A 14,984-nucleotide genomic window follows, 5' to 3' on the forward strand; every position below is an offset into this window, starting at 1 on the left:
CGAAACGAGGCGCCCATGCTGACCACGGTCGAAGCGATCAACGCCCGCTGCTCGACACCGCGGCTCGCGGAACCCGGCCCGACCGGTGCCGAACTGCGGTCCCTGTTCCGTGCGGCGGCCGCCGCACCCGATCACGGCAAGTGCAAGCCATGGCGTTTCGTCGTGGTCCCGCCCGCATATGCCGACGACTTCGGCGAAGTGCTCGAACAGGCTTATGTTCGACGCTGCGCGCTCGCCGGCGACGATGTCGATGCGGAACGTTGCGCACGTGAACGCACCCGCCTGCGCCGCGCGCCGACGTTCGTTGTGGTCGTCTGCCAGCCTCGGACCGACCTGAAGATCCCGCTGCACGAACAACAAGCGGCGGTTGCCGCGGCGACCCAGAACTTGCTCCTGGCAGCCACGTCGATGGGCTACGGATCGATGTGGGCCACCGGTGCCGCGGCCACTGACCCTACAGTGAGGGAAGCGCTGCAACTCGGCCCGAAAGACACCATCGTCGGCTTCGTCTACCTCGGCAGCCTCCCGACGAGCCGGGAACGGCGCGGCCCACGCCGGGATACGGATGTCTCCGCTGTCGTCCGAACCTGGGCACCCGCGGCGAAAGGGCGTCCCGATCCGGCGCCGGCTACGGCTTCGAAAGCGCGGAGTGATCGGAGGATGTCTGGCATCTGATCTGGTCGATGGCCGGGCCGGCAGAGGTGATGGGCTGCTGCGAGACAAGACGAAATCTTACGGGGGCTTGGCACCAGAGGAGTGAGTTGCGGGCCGTGCGGCCGGCTCGATTTCGTACCGCGAGTGTCAGCTGCTTTCTGGGTGGTCGCGGGCGAGGACCCGGGCCCGCGGGCGTTGCCGGGGATCGCCCGGCTCGGGCTGCTGCTGGCCGCGATGCCTGCGGACGTGGTGTTCGGTGCGTTTTTGATCAGCACCGGCCGGGTCGTGGGCAACGGGCCCTTGTCCGCGAACATGTACCAGGCGCTGGCCTTGCCCTGGGTGCCGGACCTCGCCGCGGACCAGCGGGCAGGCGGACTGATCGCGCTGGTGCTCGGCGAGGTCGCGCTCGCGGTCGTGCTGGCGGCGTTGCTCGTGCGCTGGAACCGTGACGGGGGAACGGGTTTCGCCGGGTATGACCGGCTCGCGCGCAGCCTGGGAGAGCGCCGGGAGACTGCCCGGCGTTAGCGCGGGTGGTTCGGCGGCTGCTGTTCGGTGTTCGCCATCCGGGTCAGCATGGCGTTGTAGGCGCGCAGTGCTTCTTCGTCGTCGTCGAGATCGACGGTGGCGTCGAGCGAGCCGGTGTGCTCGGTCAGTGCCGAGCGCCGTGCTGATTCCAGCCAGGTGCCGAGGTCGGTCTTGCCGTTCGAGCCCGACACCCACGCGGCGATCACGACGATGGCGAGCAGGGCCATCAGCAGGTCGCCGCCGACCCACATCATCGCGCCGCCCCAGTGCAGGTCGGTGAGCGCGTCCGGACCCCAGCCCCGGTCCGGGACGACGTAGGCGGCGAACGGCGGATGGACGGTCATCAGCAGGGTGACTCCGACGACGGTGTCGACCACCATGCCGACCAGCAGCGTCACCATCCGCAGCAACGGCGCCAGCCGTCGCCCAGCGGGTTCGGAGCCGATGATCGGCAGCAGGAACAGGTAGCCGCTGCTGAGGTAGAGCAGGATTTCCACGCCGTGCAGGCCCGGATTCGTCGCGGCGCTCTGCTGGAAAGGCGTCAGGTGGGTGCCGGCCACCACGACGGCGTAGTACAGGAACCCGAGCAGCGGATGGGTGAGGACGCGCCCGGCACGCGACCGGTTGGCCCGGCCCAGAGCGCGGCGGAGGCGCCGCGGCCCGGTTCTGCGCAGCAGCTCCAGCGGGCGGCCGAGCAGGATCAGCGTCGGCACCACCATGATCAGCAGCAAGTGCTGTGCCATGTGGACAGTGAAGAGGGTGGTGCTGTACGCGCCGATCCCGCCGCCGACGGCGAGCGCGCAGACGAGCAGACCGGCGTAAAACGAGGCGGCGTCGCGGATTCGCCAGCCTCGGGCCCGCGTCAGGCCCGCAGCGTAGGCGATCGCGAGCAGCGCGAGCACGACGGCAGCGGCGACCGGCATTTCCCACGCGGTGAAGGGGGTGTGCCACAGGAATGGCGAGCGCACTTTTCCCTGCCTTTCTTCCGGTCGGCCGGGGCTGCCGGAACTTCATTGTGGCACCGGGTGATACTGGCTTCGACGGCGCTGCCCCGCGCGGCCCGGATTCTCCGCACACGCACGGAAGAAGAAGTTGATCCGCAGATGACCGATGTGCTGGCGGCCCCCGCCGAACCGGTGGAACTCGCGATCGGCGGGATGACTTGCGCCGCGTGCGCGGCCCGGGTCGAACGCAAGCTCAACAAGCTCGACGGCGTGACCGCGACGGTGAATTACGCCACCGAACACGCCACTGTCGCGCTTTCCGCGCCGGTCCCGGTGCAGCGGCTGATCGCCCAGGTCGAAGGCGCGGGCTACCAGGCAAGGGAAATCGCCCGCGACGACCGGGAGGAGGGGCCGGACCGGGTCCGCGCGCTGTGGCGGCGGCTGGTGGTGGCGCTGCTGGCCGGGGTCCCGCTCGCGGATCTCTCGGTCACCCTCGCTCTGGTGCCGTCGCTGCGGTTTCCTGGCTGGCAATGGGTTCTGCTCGCGCTGACCGTTCCGGTCGTCACCTGGTGCGCCTGGCCGTTCCACGCGAAGGCACTGCGGGCCGCGCGGCACGGCACGGGATCGATGGACATCCTGGTGTCGCTGGGCGTGGTCGCGGCTTCCGGCTGGTCGGTCTACACGATGTTCGGGCAGAGCGCGGACGCGCACGCCGACGGCGTCTGGGGGCTGATCCTGCAACCGGCGGGCTCGATGTACCTCGACGTCGCGGCGGGCGTGACTATTTTCGTGCTCGCCGGGCGGATGTTCGAGGCGCGCGCGAAACACGCCGCGGGCAGCGCGCTGCGGGCGCTGGCGCAGATCGGTGCGCGCGATGTCGTGACGCTGGAAGAAAACGGGGCGGAACGCCGGATTCCGGTCGCTGAACTCCGCGTCGGGGACCGGTTCGTGGTGCGGCCGGGGGACACGGTGGCCACCGACGGCGTTGTGGAAACAGGTGCCTGCGCGATCGATGCCAGCGCGATGACGGGGGAGTCCCAGCCGGTCGAAGTCACCGCCGGGGACGCTGTCGTCGGCGGCACCGTCGCGCTGGGCGGTCGTCTGGTCGTGCGGACTGAGCGAGTGGGCGCGGACACCCAGCTGGCTCAGCTGGTGCGGCTGGTCGAGCGGGCGCAGAGCGCAAAAGCCGACGTGCAGCGGCTGGCCGACCGGATCGCGGCGGTGTTCGTGCCGGTCGTGCTCGCGCTGGCCGCATTGACGTTGGGCGGATGGCTGCTCGGCGGGGCTCCGCTGGAGAAAGCGGTGAGCTGCGCGCTGGCCGTGCTGATCATCGCCTGCCCGTGCGCGCTGGGACTGGCCACGCCGACGGCGTTGCTGGTCGCCTCGGGCCGCGGCGCGCAGCTGGGGGTGTTCATCAAGGGACATCAGGCACTCGAGTCCGCGAAAGCGATCGACACGGTCGTGCTGGACAAAACCGGCACCCTCACTACGGGGACGATGTCGGTGACCGCGCTGGAGGCCGCGGACGGCGTCTCCCGCGCGGAGGTGCTGGCCGCCGCGGCAGCGGTCGAGAACGCCAGCGAGCACGGCGTTGGCCGGGCGATCGTCGAGCTCGCCCGGGAAGAACTCGGCACAGTGGGTGAGGCCGAGGATTTCCGTGCGCTGTCCGGCCTCGGGGTGTCCGGCCGGGTCGACCGGCACGAGGTGCTGGTAGGCAGCGTGCGGCTGGTCCGTACTGAGATCGGCACTGTCCCGCCGGGTTTGGACAGCCGCCGTCAGCAGTGGGAGACCGACGGGCACACCGCAGTAGCGGTGGCGATCGACGGCCGGGTGTGCGCGGTGTTCGCGCTCGCCGACACCGTGCGGCCGAGCGCCGCCGGGGCGGTGGCGGAACTGCGTGCGCTCGGCCTGCGCACGGTGATGCTCACCGGGGACAACGAATCCACCGCGCGTGCCGTGGCCGCCGAGGTCGGAATCGACGAGGTCGTCGCGGAAGTGCTGCCCGCCGACAAAGCCTCGGCGATCGCGCGGTTGCGCGCGGAAGGCCGCGTCGTCGCGATGGTCGGCGACGGAATCAACGACGGCCCCGCGCTGGCCGGAGCGGATCTCGGAATGGCGCTGGTGTCGGGAACGGACGTCGCGGTCGGCGCGTGCGATCTGATCCTCATGCGCACGGATCTCTCGGTCGTCCCGGCGGCGGTCCGGCTCGCCCGCGCGACGCTGCGGACGATCCGGGGCAATTTGCGCTGGGCGTTCGGCTACAACGTCGCTGCGCTCCCGCTCGCCGCGGCGGGGTTGCTCAACCCGCTGATCGCCGGGGCGGCGATGGCGCTGTCGTCGTTGTTCGTGGTGTCCAACAGCCTGCGCCTGCGCCGATTCGAGCAGGCGGAAGTGTCCACTGTGGAGCACAGCGCACACTCCGCACAGTATTAGTCGGACAGGAAGTCCCGCTGGTTCCCGGGCATTACCCGGCTGGGTGAGCGAAAACCGGGATGTCATCATCGACGCCGCTGGTGCCCTGCTCCGGGAGAGGACGACGCGGCTATGGCGGCGAAAAAGGCGAACCGCAATCCGGTGACCAAGCGGAAGGGTTTGTCGGCCAATGCCTGGACGACGATCGCGGTCGTGGTCGTAGCGGTGCTGGTCATCGGCGGGGTCCTGCTGTTCAATCGCAAGGACAACCCGGCTCCCCCTCAGGGCACGGTCGCCGCCGAAATCCTGAATCCGCCCGGCAGCAACACTCTGACGACCGCGTCCGGCGGCGCGGTCACCGTCGTCGAGTTCATCGACTACCAGTGCCCAGTGTGCGAGGAGTACTACCAGAACGTCACCAAGAGCATCGAACACGACTACGCCGGGAAAATCACGTTCGTCACCCGGAACTTCCCGTTGCCGATGCACCCGCTTGCGGTGCCCGCGGCCAAAGCTGCCGAGGCCGCGGCGATGCAAGGCAAGTACCGCGAGATGTACGACAAGCTCTACGGCGACTACCCGACCTGGGCACTCGCCGCGGACGGGAAGAACGTCAGCGAGGACACCGCGCGGGCGCAGGCCAGGTTCGACGCCTACGCCAAGGAACTGGGCCTCGACCTGGCCAAGTTCCACGCCGACGCCGCGTCACCGGAGGTGCAGAAACGCATCGACCAAGGAAAAGCGGACGGCGGCAAAGCCGGCGTGACCGGCACCCCGACGATTTTCGTGAACGGGACGAAACTCGAGCCCTCCGGCAACACCTTCGCCGCGGTCGCCCAGCAATTGCGCGGTCAGCTCGACAAGGCGCTCGCGCAGTGAACCGCACCGCCTCGCGTGCGCTGGCGTGGCTTTACCTCGCTGGCGGTGCGCTGGGTCTGGCTGCCTCGATCACGCTCACATTGGAGAAGCTCGCCCGGCTGGCCGACCCGTCTTACGTGCCGAGCTGTTCAATCAACCCGGTGCTGTCGTGCGGTTCGGTGATGGACAGCGCGCAGGCGGCGGTGTTCGGGTTCCCCAATCCGCTGCTCGGCGTCGCCGCGTTCCCGGTGGTGGTCACGTTCGGGGTCGCGTTGCTGACCGGCTACGAACCGCCGCGATGGGTGTGGACGGGCATACAGGCGGGCGCGCTGCTCGGCGTTGTCTTCGTGCACTGGCTGATCGGGCAGAGCCTCTACCGCATCCACGCGTTGTGCCCGTACTGCATGGTCGTGTGGGTCGTGACGATCGCGATCTTCTGGTACACCACGCTGCACACCCTGACTGGAACCCGGCTTGGCAGCGCATTGCGCCGGGTCCACAGTGGAGTGCTCGCGCTCTGGTACGTCGTGATCGCGGTGCTGATCCTGGTCGAGTTCTGGTCGTACTGGTCGACGCTGCTCTGACCGACAGTTCATGCGGCATGGCAACGGCATTCGCTTGATCCGCTGTGCTGGCAGCCGCATGCGCACCCGGACGGACAACCGCAGGCAGCGGTGCCGACTGCCCACAGCGGCTGGCCGGAGGGCACGCACCGCAACCGCGAAAGAGGTAACGGGGCTCGACGCGCTGGCATCATAGTGCGATGGGGATCGAGAATTTCGAGCCGGTCGTGTCGGCTGCGCTGCCGGACATTGTCGCGCTCGTGCCCAAAGAGCCCGCTGGTCGCCTTGGCCGGTGGGAGCCGAAGGGGTATTCGCGGCACGGCACGAGGGTCCAAGCGGCACTGGACGAGATCGGCGACGTTCTTGCTGAACGGCTGCTGGGTGCGCTGGAACTGACTGTCGATCAGTTGGCCGTGGACATCCCGCCCGATCTTGTGTCCGGACTGGCTCAATCGACCGTCACGCGGTACGTCACCGGGTGGATGGGCGATGAGCAGTGCGCCACGAAGCAGGCAGTGGCCATCGTCGAACAGGTGCACCCCGGCGCGGCTGATCGCGTGGTAGAGCTGTTCGAAGCGTTGCGGGACAAGGCGGCTGTGCCGGATGCGACCGGTGATGAAGCGGAGATCGCTGCGCAGCACGGTGCCGCGCATTTCGCTCTGGCCGTGATCGTGTCGACCGCGGTGCTGCGCTCGTTGGGCACTGCTGTGGCCGGTGAGGCGCCCGCGATCGTCGGTGTGGCGCTGGGTGCTACGGCGATCGTGTTGCCGACGGTGCCCAAGCCGCTTGGCTACGCGGCGGCGGTGCTGGCGAAGCGGCGCGCTGAATACCTGCTGCCGCAGTCTTCCTCGACGTCGGCGGCGGTAACGGACCACCGGTTCTGGATCACCGAAGGTTCGGTTCCCGCGAATGCCGATTTCTCCGGCAACGGCCTGGTCGCCGCAGTGGAAGACGGAGTGGTGATCCGGACGGGCGTGGCCGAAGGCCACGTGCCGATATCGATGCACGTGCTGACCGGTCCGCCCGAGGAACTCGATCTCGTCGGCTGGGACGAGGTCGTCGAGATCAGTTGGACCGCGTCGGAGGGCGGTGCCGTCTTGTCCGGGATCGAATCCGGATACGGCCGCCGCTGCTGGGAAACGCCGCCGTGGCCGGGCGACTACCGGATCCGCGTGCAGGTGACCGGCCGCGACGATGCCGAAGACTCCTGTCATCTGGTCATGTGGCAGGCGCCGGCCACACCCGAGGTAGTGCACAAGAAGACGGACCGGCTCGGTCATCGGCTGCGTGGGGAACCTGAACCACCTCTGGTGATCGCACCCGACGCCGAGCACCGCTGGATCGAGAAAAGCTCACTCGGCGAAGCCGCCACGATCACCGTTGTGCGCGGCCTCACTCCGGAGGAAGTGATCAGTACCCTCGGCGGCGACCCAGCGGCCCCGGTGTCGATCACGTCGATCGCCGAGCGGCCCGCGTGGCAACGGTTCAGTCTCCCAGGGCACGGGTACGTGCCGCTGCTGGCCGTGCTTGAGGTGGACGACGTGGTGCTGGCCGTCGAGGACAACGGCTTCCAAGGCGCCGACCGTGACAGACTGACCGCGCTGTCGCGCAACGGAAAGGCCGCGAGCCTGTACTGGAACGTCAACGCCAACTTCCAACTCGCCCTGGCCGAGCGCGGACAGTTGTCGTACGCGGGCCATCCGGGTCATGACCCCGGCGCGCCGCACTGTGAAGACCTGGACTTCGACGACTTCCGGCACCGCAACGCGAAGGGCCTGACAGTGATCGCCCGCTTCGCCGGTCGCGGCATCACCGCGGACAACCTGGCCGCGATCTACGCGGCCGACGAGGCCTACGTCCTGCGGGGATAACCGCCGAACCCCGTCACCGACGCCACCGAGTCTGCCCGCGGCTTCTCGAGCGGAAAGGGTTCGGGGTGGTCGATTCCTTCTCGTGTCGCGCATGGGACACCTACCTTTCCTTCAAGCCGATCGGCGGCATCAGGAAAGGCCGACTCGACGCCGCCGATCTGGAGGCAGCACGCGTCTTCGCCGAAAGCCTGCGATCTCGGGCCGGCACCACGTCCTGACCGCGTACCGAGCAGTCGGGCGGCAGTTCCGCTTCGGGTGTTCAGCGTTGTTGTCGCGGTTGGATGCGCCGCCGCGCGCTTCACATCGGGGACTTGGAAACGTTGTACGTACAACGATTTCTGACAGTCTACTCAGGACCGAGGAGGGTGTTGCGCGGCCGAGGGCGTCGGGCGAGCCGGTTGATCAAGCCGACGGCGGACGGTTCTCGCTGTCCGGCAGGGGACCGTGTAGTTACGGCGCGGCACTGCGGCCTGGTCCCGTCGACACTTTCCGAGCACGGGACGCGTGACTCGCTATTGGCTGGCATCGACGGGTCCGAGAATCTCAATGACGTCGCGGTGGTCGATGCGAGCGGCACGTTAGTGCGGCGCGCGCGGATACCGGAGACGCCCGAGGGAGTGGAAGAGCTGCTGCAGCTTCTGCACGGGCTGAGTACCAGCCACCGTCACAGCCGCCGCGCGGTCCCGGTCGCGATCGAGACCACCGTCAGCCTGCTGGTGGAGAAACTCTGGTCCGTGCGGCAACCGGTGCACGTGATCCATCCGGTCTTCGGACTGAGCAGGCACGTCACCTGCACGAGCGGGAGCGCCTGCTCGAACTTCGCGGGCAACTCGGCCACCACGCGGATTCCGCCGAGACGCCCGGCCAGCCACGACACGACCAGCGCCTCGGCATCGATCACCCGGTCGGCGGTCTTGGCCGTGATCTTACGCGACGCGACTGATGTCTTGGCCGGTTCGTCGCCCGGCTGGTCCGCGTAGCGGGCGCGGCCCTCATTGACCATGATCGCTGCTTCGGCGTCGCCGACGTCGACGGTCTTGCCGACCTGCGTGTCGTCGCGGTGGAACGCGACAATCACCTTGGCCATGAGCCTCCTTATTCCACAATACCCTTTTGCCTTGTATGCCCGTATTGATGTCATGAGATCTTAGCGGCGAATTTGACCGATTCCGGAACTTGCGGCGAAATAAAGCCGCTCTTCCCAGTAATCTTGTCCATCAGCGGCTTCACTCGAACGGATCATGCTTTCCCTGATGTGCTCGGTTAGCGTTCGAGGAACGGAGGCCAAAGTCGTCGCGTGTGTCGACAGCCCGAGGGGGGGACTGTGGATCCGAGCGCTGTTCGTTCGCTCCCTGCGGCAGCGCTTCGCGATGCGCCGCGCCTGGATTGCCTTCAGGAAACTACGGACCTCGTACCGCTGACGTGGCGATTGGCAGCACGTTCCAGCGACGGCCGGACACTGGTCTTCCTGGTGAACCTGGGAGAACAGAAAGTCGAAAAGGTCGTCGGCGCCCGCGTGGCCGAGACCGCCGCATCGGTATCCGTGATCATCTACGGGAAATTGTATGGATCGACCATGGATCACGCTGCCCATTCGCTGATCGGACAGTTCATGGTTGATCTCGAATCGCCGATCGGCGGACGCGGCGTATCTGGCTCTCCTGAAAAGTAGGGAACTGCTGCACGAGGGGAATAATGAAACGGCGAAGATTCATCCCTGTCCTCAGTGCTGTCCTAACGATCGCCGGGTTGACGGCATCGTATTCGACCGCAAACGCCAGTGATAATGCAACCGTCTCCTATACTGCCCAAGGGATCCAGGACTCAATCGTCCACAATCCGGACGATTACGCAGGCGTTTACTGCACGCGCGACACCAACACTCTTCACGTGACAGTGACACGTGAGGCGTTGTCAAAAATCTCCGCGCTCTACAGCCGTGTTCGATCCGTGAAATTTCAGGACGCCGCATCGCCTGCGCAGCCTGCTGCCGCGGTCAAGATCGAACCGGTGCGCTACAGCCGGTCCGACCTTGCCCGGGTCATGGCCTTTGTCCGCTCGGCCGAGCCGTGGGCTACGGTCACCCGCGACACCCTTGCAACATGGGGCATCGACTCGGCTGCAGACAAGGTCCAGATCGGCGTCACGAAGATCACGGCCGAGACCAGGGACGCTGCGGCTAAAGCATTCGGCGACAAGGTCGAACTGGTCCAGTAGGCACGCGACTCCTCGGCCATCAAGCTCACTCGCGTTCCGAGCAAGCCGCAGACGATTCTCGCGGCAGGGAAACCGAAACCCGGGAAGACCGTTTCCGGGGACAGCGCCGCCGTCGCGGCAACGGCCGGGCCGCCGCTTTTGGATTCCGAGCCCTATATCGGAGGCGACCGGATTTGGCGGGAGGTGGACCCGGGCGGGCAGCAGTTCATCGAGGAATGCACTGTGGCCGGCGTCTGGGACACGGGTGCCCAGGCCATGGCGTCGGCTGGCCATTGCCAAAGCCTCAACCACTCGTGGCAGCAGGGTTACTACGACGTAGACGCGAACAAGTTGTACTACACCGGCGGAATGGGAACCGTCTTCGTGAATGCCTTCACCGAGGGCGGTTCCGACTCGCAACTGCTTGACGCCGGAAACTATCAGAAAGACGTGTGGTCCACCACCTCCGGCACTCTTCACGGAGAGCCCGTCGGCGGGGTCGCGAATGCAATCCAAGGCCGGCAAGTATGCCTCGGCGGATCCTTCTCCGGAACTCAGTGCTCCGGCGTGGTGGCGATCGCGGACCAGTGCTCCAACGTCGAGGGACCGAACCCGGACACCGTGGGTTCGCTTGGATGTGGACGCGTCGTTTCGATAGGCGGGTTCGTGGGCTTGTTTGAGTTGCTTGAGAATACCCCCGAGGGCGCATGGCAAAAAATTTCCAGCCGTCCAGTATTCCCGTGTGGAGAAATCGCCTGTCCTGCACTGTAGGTTGGCGGGTCGCCTGGCGGTCGCATGCGCGTGGCGGTGAGCGTGAACAGTTTCGTGTGAACCGATACAGGCCAGCGGTGGGCGAGCTGCAGTCCGGGGTGTCCCGCGCCATTAGACCGTCGGCCTGTTCGACGGTTGCGATCATGGTCGCAGTCGGCCTGAGTCCTTCGCGCACCAGGGCGTCGGGTCGAATCCGGCGATGCCGTGTAGGTCGGTGCAGGCGTCCATGGCGGACGACTCGATCTCGGCGACCAGCTGCGCGCTTGAAGGCGTCGATCCCACCTAGGTCAAGCAGTTGGATGACCGCCGCCGACAGAGCCTCCTGCGTCCGCTCATCCCACGTCCGGACGTGGCCCCCATGTGGTCCCCAAGCGTGCTAGACGATCCGACTGAAGGCTTGTCCATGCTTAAGACAAAAAAGCCGCCCGACCTGGGCTTTCACCCAAGTCAAGCCGCTCTCTCGTCCGGTCGGGCTGACAGGATTTGAACCTGCGACCCCTTGACCCCCAGTCAAGTGCGCTACCAAACTGCGCCACAGCCCGGACTCCTCACTCCCCGAGGAACCCCTCGTGAAGTGCGATGCGACTACTCTAGCGGGTCCTCAAACGGCCCCTGCAACGAGGTCTCCTTTACCTTCTGACCTGCGCAAACCAACAGATCAAGGTCAACAGTGCCGCGGCGGGGACAGCACCGCCGTGATCAACCGACGCCCGCATGCAAAACAGCCCCGGTCCCACGCGAGGGACCGGGGCTGGACAGCAAACCCCGTCAGCGGCCGGTGAACCGGGCCTTCCCGGGACCCTCGGCCAGGAACGACTTCACCGCACTCCGCAAGTCCTCGGTGTCGTACAGGTCTGCCGCGATGGCCGTCACGTGCGCGTTCGCCTCCGGGACCCCGCCGTGTTCGAAGTGCTCCAGGATCCGCTTCGTAGCGGCATGCGCCTGGGTAGGTCCCTCGGCGAGCTGGCGGGTGAATTCCCGGGCAGCGGCGTCGAAACCCTCGTCCGGCAGCACCCGGTTGACGACGTTCCACCGCTCCAGTGTGGCCGCGTCAAAGGGAGAGCCGGTGAAGACGAACTCCTTCGCGCGGGCGACCCCGGCCCGGGCGGCGAGGCGTTGGGTGCCGCCCATTGTGGGGGTCAGTCCGACGACCTTTTCGACCAAGCCGAACTTCGCGCGGGAGGAAGCCAGCAGCAGATCGCAGGCCATCGCTACCTCGAAAGCCCACGTCAGGCACAGGCCGTGGGCGGCGAACACCGTCGGGAACGGCAGTGCGGCGAGGCGGTCGGGCACGGTCAGCAACTCGTCGAAGAGAACCTTGGCTTCTTCGGCGGAGGACTGCGCGTCGAAGAGAGCCACATCGACACCGCCGCTCACGACGCGGCCTTCGGCGCGGATCAGGAGGGCTCGGGCGGGGGTTTCCTCCAGTGAGCCGATCGCGTCGAGAAGCGCGTCCTGGAGCGGCTTCGTGTACAGGTTGAGCGGCGGCTCGTCGATGGTGAGCACGGCGAGCCCGCCGTCGCGTTCCAGTTTTGTCATGCTTGGTCCTCGTTCGCGGTGAGTTGGTCCCAGTACGCCTGTGCGGCCGGCCGCCATTCCACGTGTTTGCGGTGGAACAGTTCGGCTGCCTTGGCTCCGCTCCAGCTCGCGGGCAGCAGTTCCGCGGGCAGTTGCGGGTCGAGGAACGGGAAACGCCGCCACTCGTGCACGAGTTCGGTCTGCGCGCGCAGCACCGCTTGCGCGCCGGACGGCGAGACGCCGGTGAAGCGGTCGATGAAGTCCTCGTACCGGTCGGTCAGCTCGGACAGGTCCCACGACCGCGCGACCATGCTTTCCTGGTCGCCGATCGCGCCGTACTCCGCGGTGAAGGACATCGCCTGCGCTTCGAGGCCCAGTTCGGCGACGATCTTCTGCGCCTCGGGCTCGCGGCTGGGATCGGGGCTCACCCAGACGCCCGCTACCGGCGAACCGAAGCCGGCCCAGGTGAGCCGCGTGCGGAGGCGGTGCCGCAGGTCGCGTTTCGCCTCCGGCACCGAGACGATCAGCATCAGCCAGCGGTTCTCCCAGGCGCGCGCGTCGCGGCCGAAGGCGTATATGCGTTCGGCGCCTTCGGTGAGCAGCCGGCGCCCCGGCGGGGTCAGCGACCACCGGACGCGGCGGCCGATGCGCTCCGACACCAGCCAGCCCTCGCCCGCGGACCGGGCGAGCGCCTGCCGCGCGGACTTCTCCTCGATGTCGAGCATGCCGAGGGATTCGACCAGCATCGACGTCCACACCGGACGGTCGCGGGGCAGCACGTACTCGCCCAGCACGGTCATCAGCAGCGACCGCGCGCTCGCGTGGCTCACCTCGCGCCGTCTGCTGACGGTCGGCCGGGGAGCCCGCTGCTTCCCCCGTCCGAACGGGACCGGGGCGGGTTCCGCCATCGCTTTTCACCGACCTCACTGCTCTTGTTGGACCCGGCAACCCGCCCAGAGTACCCACTCGGAGTGACTGAGCCGACACGCGGCACGCGGCGCGAGGGCGCCCCGTAAACTCGGCTCCGATATGAGCGCCACACTCGTCGCGAAGGACCTGGCCGCGGGCCACGGTGACCGCGTTCTCTTCTCCGGTCTCGATCTCGTCGTCGCCCCTGGCGAGGTGATCGGGCTGGTCGGCGTCAACGGCGCCGGGAAGTCCACCCTGCTCCGCACGCTCGCCGGGCTGGCCCGCCCCGAATCTGGGGAGGTCCGGCTGAACCCGCCGACCGCCACTGTCGGGCATCTGCCCCAGGAACCGGAGCGGCGCGAGGGGGAGTCGGTGCGCGCATTCCTCGCGCGGCGCACCGGAGTCGCGGCCGCGCAAACCGCACTCGACGCGGCGACGGATGCGCTTGCCGCGGGTGCGGACGGCGCCGACGACGCATACGGCGCCGCGCTGGACCGCTGGCTCGCGCTCGGCGGCGCCGACCTGGACGACCGGGCCGGCGAGGTCGCGGCGGACCTCGGGCTGGCCGTCGACCTCGATCAGCCGATGGTCTCGCTGTCGGGCGGGCAGGCCGCGCGCGCCGGGCTGGCGTCGCTGCTGCTCAGCCGCTACGACGTCTTCCTGCTCGACGAGCCGACGAACGACCTCGACCTCGACGGGCTCGCCCGGCTGGAGCGGTTCGTCGCCGGGCTGCGCGCGGGCACCGTGCTGGTGAGCCACGACCGCGAGTTCCTCGCCCGCACCGTCGACCGCGTGGTGGAACTGGACCTCGCGCAGCGCCAGGTGAAGGCGTACGGCGGCGGGTACGAGTCCTATTTGGAGGAACGGGCGCTCGCGCGGCGGCACGCGCGCGAGGACTACGAGGAATATGCCAATACCCGTGCGGCGCTGGAGGCCCGGGCGGGCATGCAGCGCGCGTGGATGGAGAAGGGCGTCAAAAACGCGCGCCGCAAGGCGACCGACAACGACAAGGCCGGGCGCAAATTCCGCAGCGAGGCCACCGAGAAACAGGCCTCGAAGGCGCGCCAGACGGACCGGATGATCGAGCGGCTCGAGGTCGTCGAGGAGCCCCGCAAGGAGTGGGAGCTGCGGATGGAGATCGCGGCCGCGCCGCGCGCGGGCGCGGTGGTCGCGACGCTGCGGGGCGCGGTCGTGCGGCGCGGCGAGTTCACGCTCGGACCGGTGGACCTGCAGATCGACTGGGCGGACAAGGTCGCCATCACCGGCGCGAACGGCGCGGGAAAGTCCACCTTGCTGGCGGCGCTGCTCGGCCGGCTGCCGCTGGACGAGGGCGACGCCGCGCTCGGCCCGGGCGTGGTGGTCGGCGAGGTCGACCAGGCCCGCAGGCTGTTCCTCGGCGACCTCCCGCTGGCGGACGCGTTCGCGCAGGAGGTCCCGTCGCTCGCCGACGCGGAAGTCCGTACCCTGCTGGCGAAATTCGGGCTCAAGGCCGCGCACGTGCTGCGCCCGGCCGCGACGCTCTCGCCCGGCGAGCGCACCCGCGCGGCGCTGGCGCTGCTGCAGGCGCGCGGCGTCAACCTGCTGGTGCTGGACGAGCCGACCAACCACCTGGACCTGCCCGCGATCGAGCAGCTCGAATCCGCATTGGACAATTACCCGGGCACGCTGCTGCTGGTGACGCACGACCGCCGGATGCTGGACGCGGTTTCGGTGACGCGCCGGCTGGAAGTCGGCGGGGGCAAGGTTTCCGAGCGTTGACCAAA

Annotated in this window: 14 protein-coding genes and 1 tRNA gene; 10 read left to right on the top strand and 5 right to left on the bottom strand. The window is 68.0% G+C overall.

Annotated features, from left to right (window positions below; translation table 11 throughout):
- Positions 1–15 precede the first annotated feature (15 nt).
- The gene (locus H4281_RS01330; RefSeq protein ID WP_182889006.1) at positions 16–675 is read left to right on the top strand and encodes a nitroreductase family protein; all 660 of its coding nucleotides are present in this window, start codon (positions 16–18) and stop codon (positions 673–675) included.
- 123 nt (positions 676–798) lie between these two features.
- On the top strand, positions 799–1,179 hold the full coding sequence (locus H4281_RS01335) for a cytochrome c oxidase assembly protein (protein ID WP_182889007.1): 381 nt from the start codon (positions 799–801) through the stop codon (positions 1,177–1,179).
- Here the strand turns inward: H4281_RS01335 and H4281_RS01340 are convergent.
- On the bottom strand, positions 1,176–2,147 hold the full coding sequence (locus tag H4281_RS01340) for a cytochrome c oxidase assembly protein (protein ID WP_182889008.1): 972 nt from the start codon (positions 2,145–2,147) through the stop codon (positions 1,176–1,178). The genes H4281_RS01335 and H4281_RS01340 overlap by 4 nt on opposite strands.
- A gap of 135 nt (positions 2,148–2,282) precedes the next feature.
- Between H4281_RS01340 and H4281_RS01345 the strand changes: the two genes are divergently transcribed.
- The 4 genes from H4281_RS01345 to H4281_RS01360 all read left to right on the top strand — a co-directional run bounded on the left by H4281_RS01345 (position 2,283) and on the right by H4281_RS01360 (position 7,827).
- On the top strand, positions 2,283–4,556 hold the full coding sequence (locus H4281_RS01345; RefSeq protein WP_182889009.1) for a heavy metal translocating P-type ATPase: 2,274 nt from the start codon (positions 2,283–2,285) through the stop codon (positions 4,554–4,556).
- 111 nt (positions 4,557–4,667) lie between these two features.
- Complete coding sequence (locus tag H4281_RS01350) at positions 4,668–5,414, top strand: DsbA family protein (protein WP_182889010.1); 747 nt, start codon at positions 4,668–4,670, stop codon at positions 5,412–5,414.
- Positions 5,411–5,977 (top strand): vitamin K epoxide reductase family protein, encoded by a 567-nt coding sequence (locus H4281_RS01355; protein WP_182889011.1) that lies wholly within the window; start codon positions 5,411–5,413, stop codon positions 5,975–5,977. The genes H4281_RS01350 and H4281_RS01355 overlap by 4 nt, the downstream gene beginning before the upstream one ends.
- Before the next feature lie 179 nt (positions 5,978–6,156).
- On the top strand, positions 6,157–7,827 hold the full coding sequence (locus H4281_RS01360; RefSeq protein WP_182889012.1) for a DUF6461 domain-containing protein: 1,671 nt from the start codon (positions 6,157–6,159) through the stop codon (positions 7,825–7,827).
- Positions 7,828–8,491: 664 nt separating this feature from the next.
- Here the strand turns inward: H4281_RS01360 and H4281_RS01365 are convergent.
- Entirely contained in the window at positions 8,492–8,914 is a 423-nt protein-coding gene (locus H4281_RS01365; protein ID WP_182889013.1) for a hypothetical protein, read from the bottom strand.
- Between the two features lie 237 nt (positions 8,915–9,151).
- Here H4281_RS01365 and H4281_RS01370 point away from each other — a divergent pair, with 237 nt between their 5' ends.
- From H4281_RS01370 to H4281_RS01380, 3 genes are all read left to right on the top strand, one after another.
- The gene (locus tag H4281_RS01370; RefSeq protein ID WP_182889014.1) at positions 9,152–9,499 is read left to right on the top strand and encodes a hypothetical protein; all 348 of its coding nucleotides are present in this window, start codon (positions 9,152–9,154) and stop codon (positions 9,497–9,499) included.
- A gap of 77 nt (positions 9,500–9,576) precedes the next feature.
- Complete coding sequence (locus tag H4281_RS01375) at positions 9,577–10,044, top strand: hypothetical protein (RefSeq protein WP_182889015.1); 468 nt, start codon at positions 9,577–9,579, stop codon at positions 10,042–10,044.
- Between the two features lie 222 nt (positions 10,045–10,266).
- The gene (locus H4281_RS01380) at positions 10,267–10,794 is read left to right on the top strand and encodes a hypothetical protein (protein ID WP_182889016.1); all 528 of its coding nucleotides are present in this window, start codon (positions 10,267–10,269) and stop codon (positions 10,792–10,794) included.
- Positions 10,795–11,262: 468 nt separating this feature from the next.
- Here the strand turns inward: H4281_RS01380 and H4281_RS01385 are convergent.
- The 3 genes from H4281_RS01385 to H4281_RS01395 all read right to left on the bottom strand — a co-directional run bounded on the left by H4281_RS01385 (position 11,263) and on the right by H4281_RS01395 (position 13,220).
- Positions 11,263–11,336: transfer RNA gene (locus H4281_RS01385), tRNA-Pro, on the bottom strand.
- Between the two features lie 226 nt (positions 11,337–11,562).
- Entirely contained in the window at positions 11,563–12,333 is a 771-nt protein-coding gene (locus tag H4281_RS01390) for an enoyl-CoA hydratase/isomerase family protein (RefSeq protein WP_182889017.1), read from the bottom strand.
- Entirely contained in the window at positions 12,330–13,220 is an 891-nt protein-coding gene (locus H4281_RS01395; RefSeq protein WP_182889018.1) for a PaaX family transcriptional regulator, read from the bottom strand. Before H4281_RS01395 ends, H4281_RS01390 begins: the two co-directional genes overlap by 4 nt.
- A gap of 121 nt (positions 13,221–13,341) precedes the next feature.
- Between H4281_RS01395 and H4281_RS01400 the strand changes: the two genes are divergently transcribed.
- Positions 13,342–14,979 carry an ABC-F family ATP-binding cassette domain-containing protein gene (locus H4281_RS01400; RefSeq protein ID WP_182889019.1) on the top strand — a complete coding sequence of 546 codons (1,638 nt, stop codon included), beginning with the start codon at positions 13,342–13,344 and terminating at the stop codon, positions 14,977–14,979.
- Positions 14,980–14,984: the final 5 nt, after the last annotated feature.

Origin of the sequence: Amycolatopsis dendrobii (genome assembly GCF_014145675.1) — a bacterium.
Lineage (GTDB): Bacteria > Actinomycetota > Actinomycetes > Mycobacteriales > Pseudonocardiaceae > Amycolatopsis > Amycolatopsis dendrobii.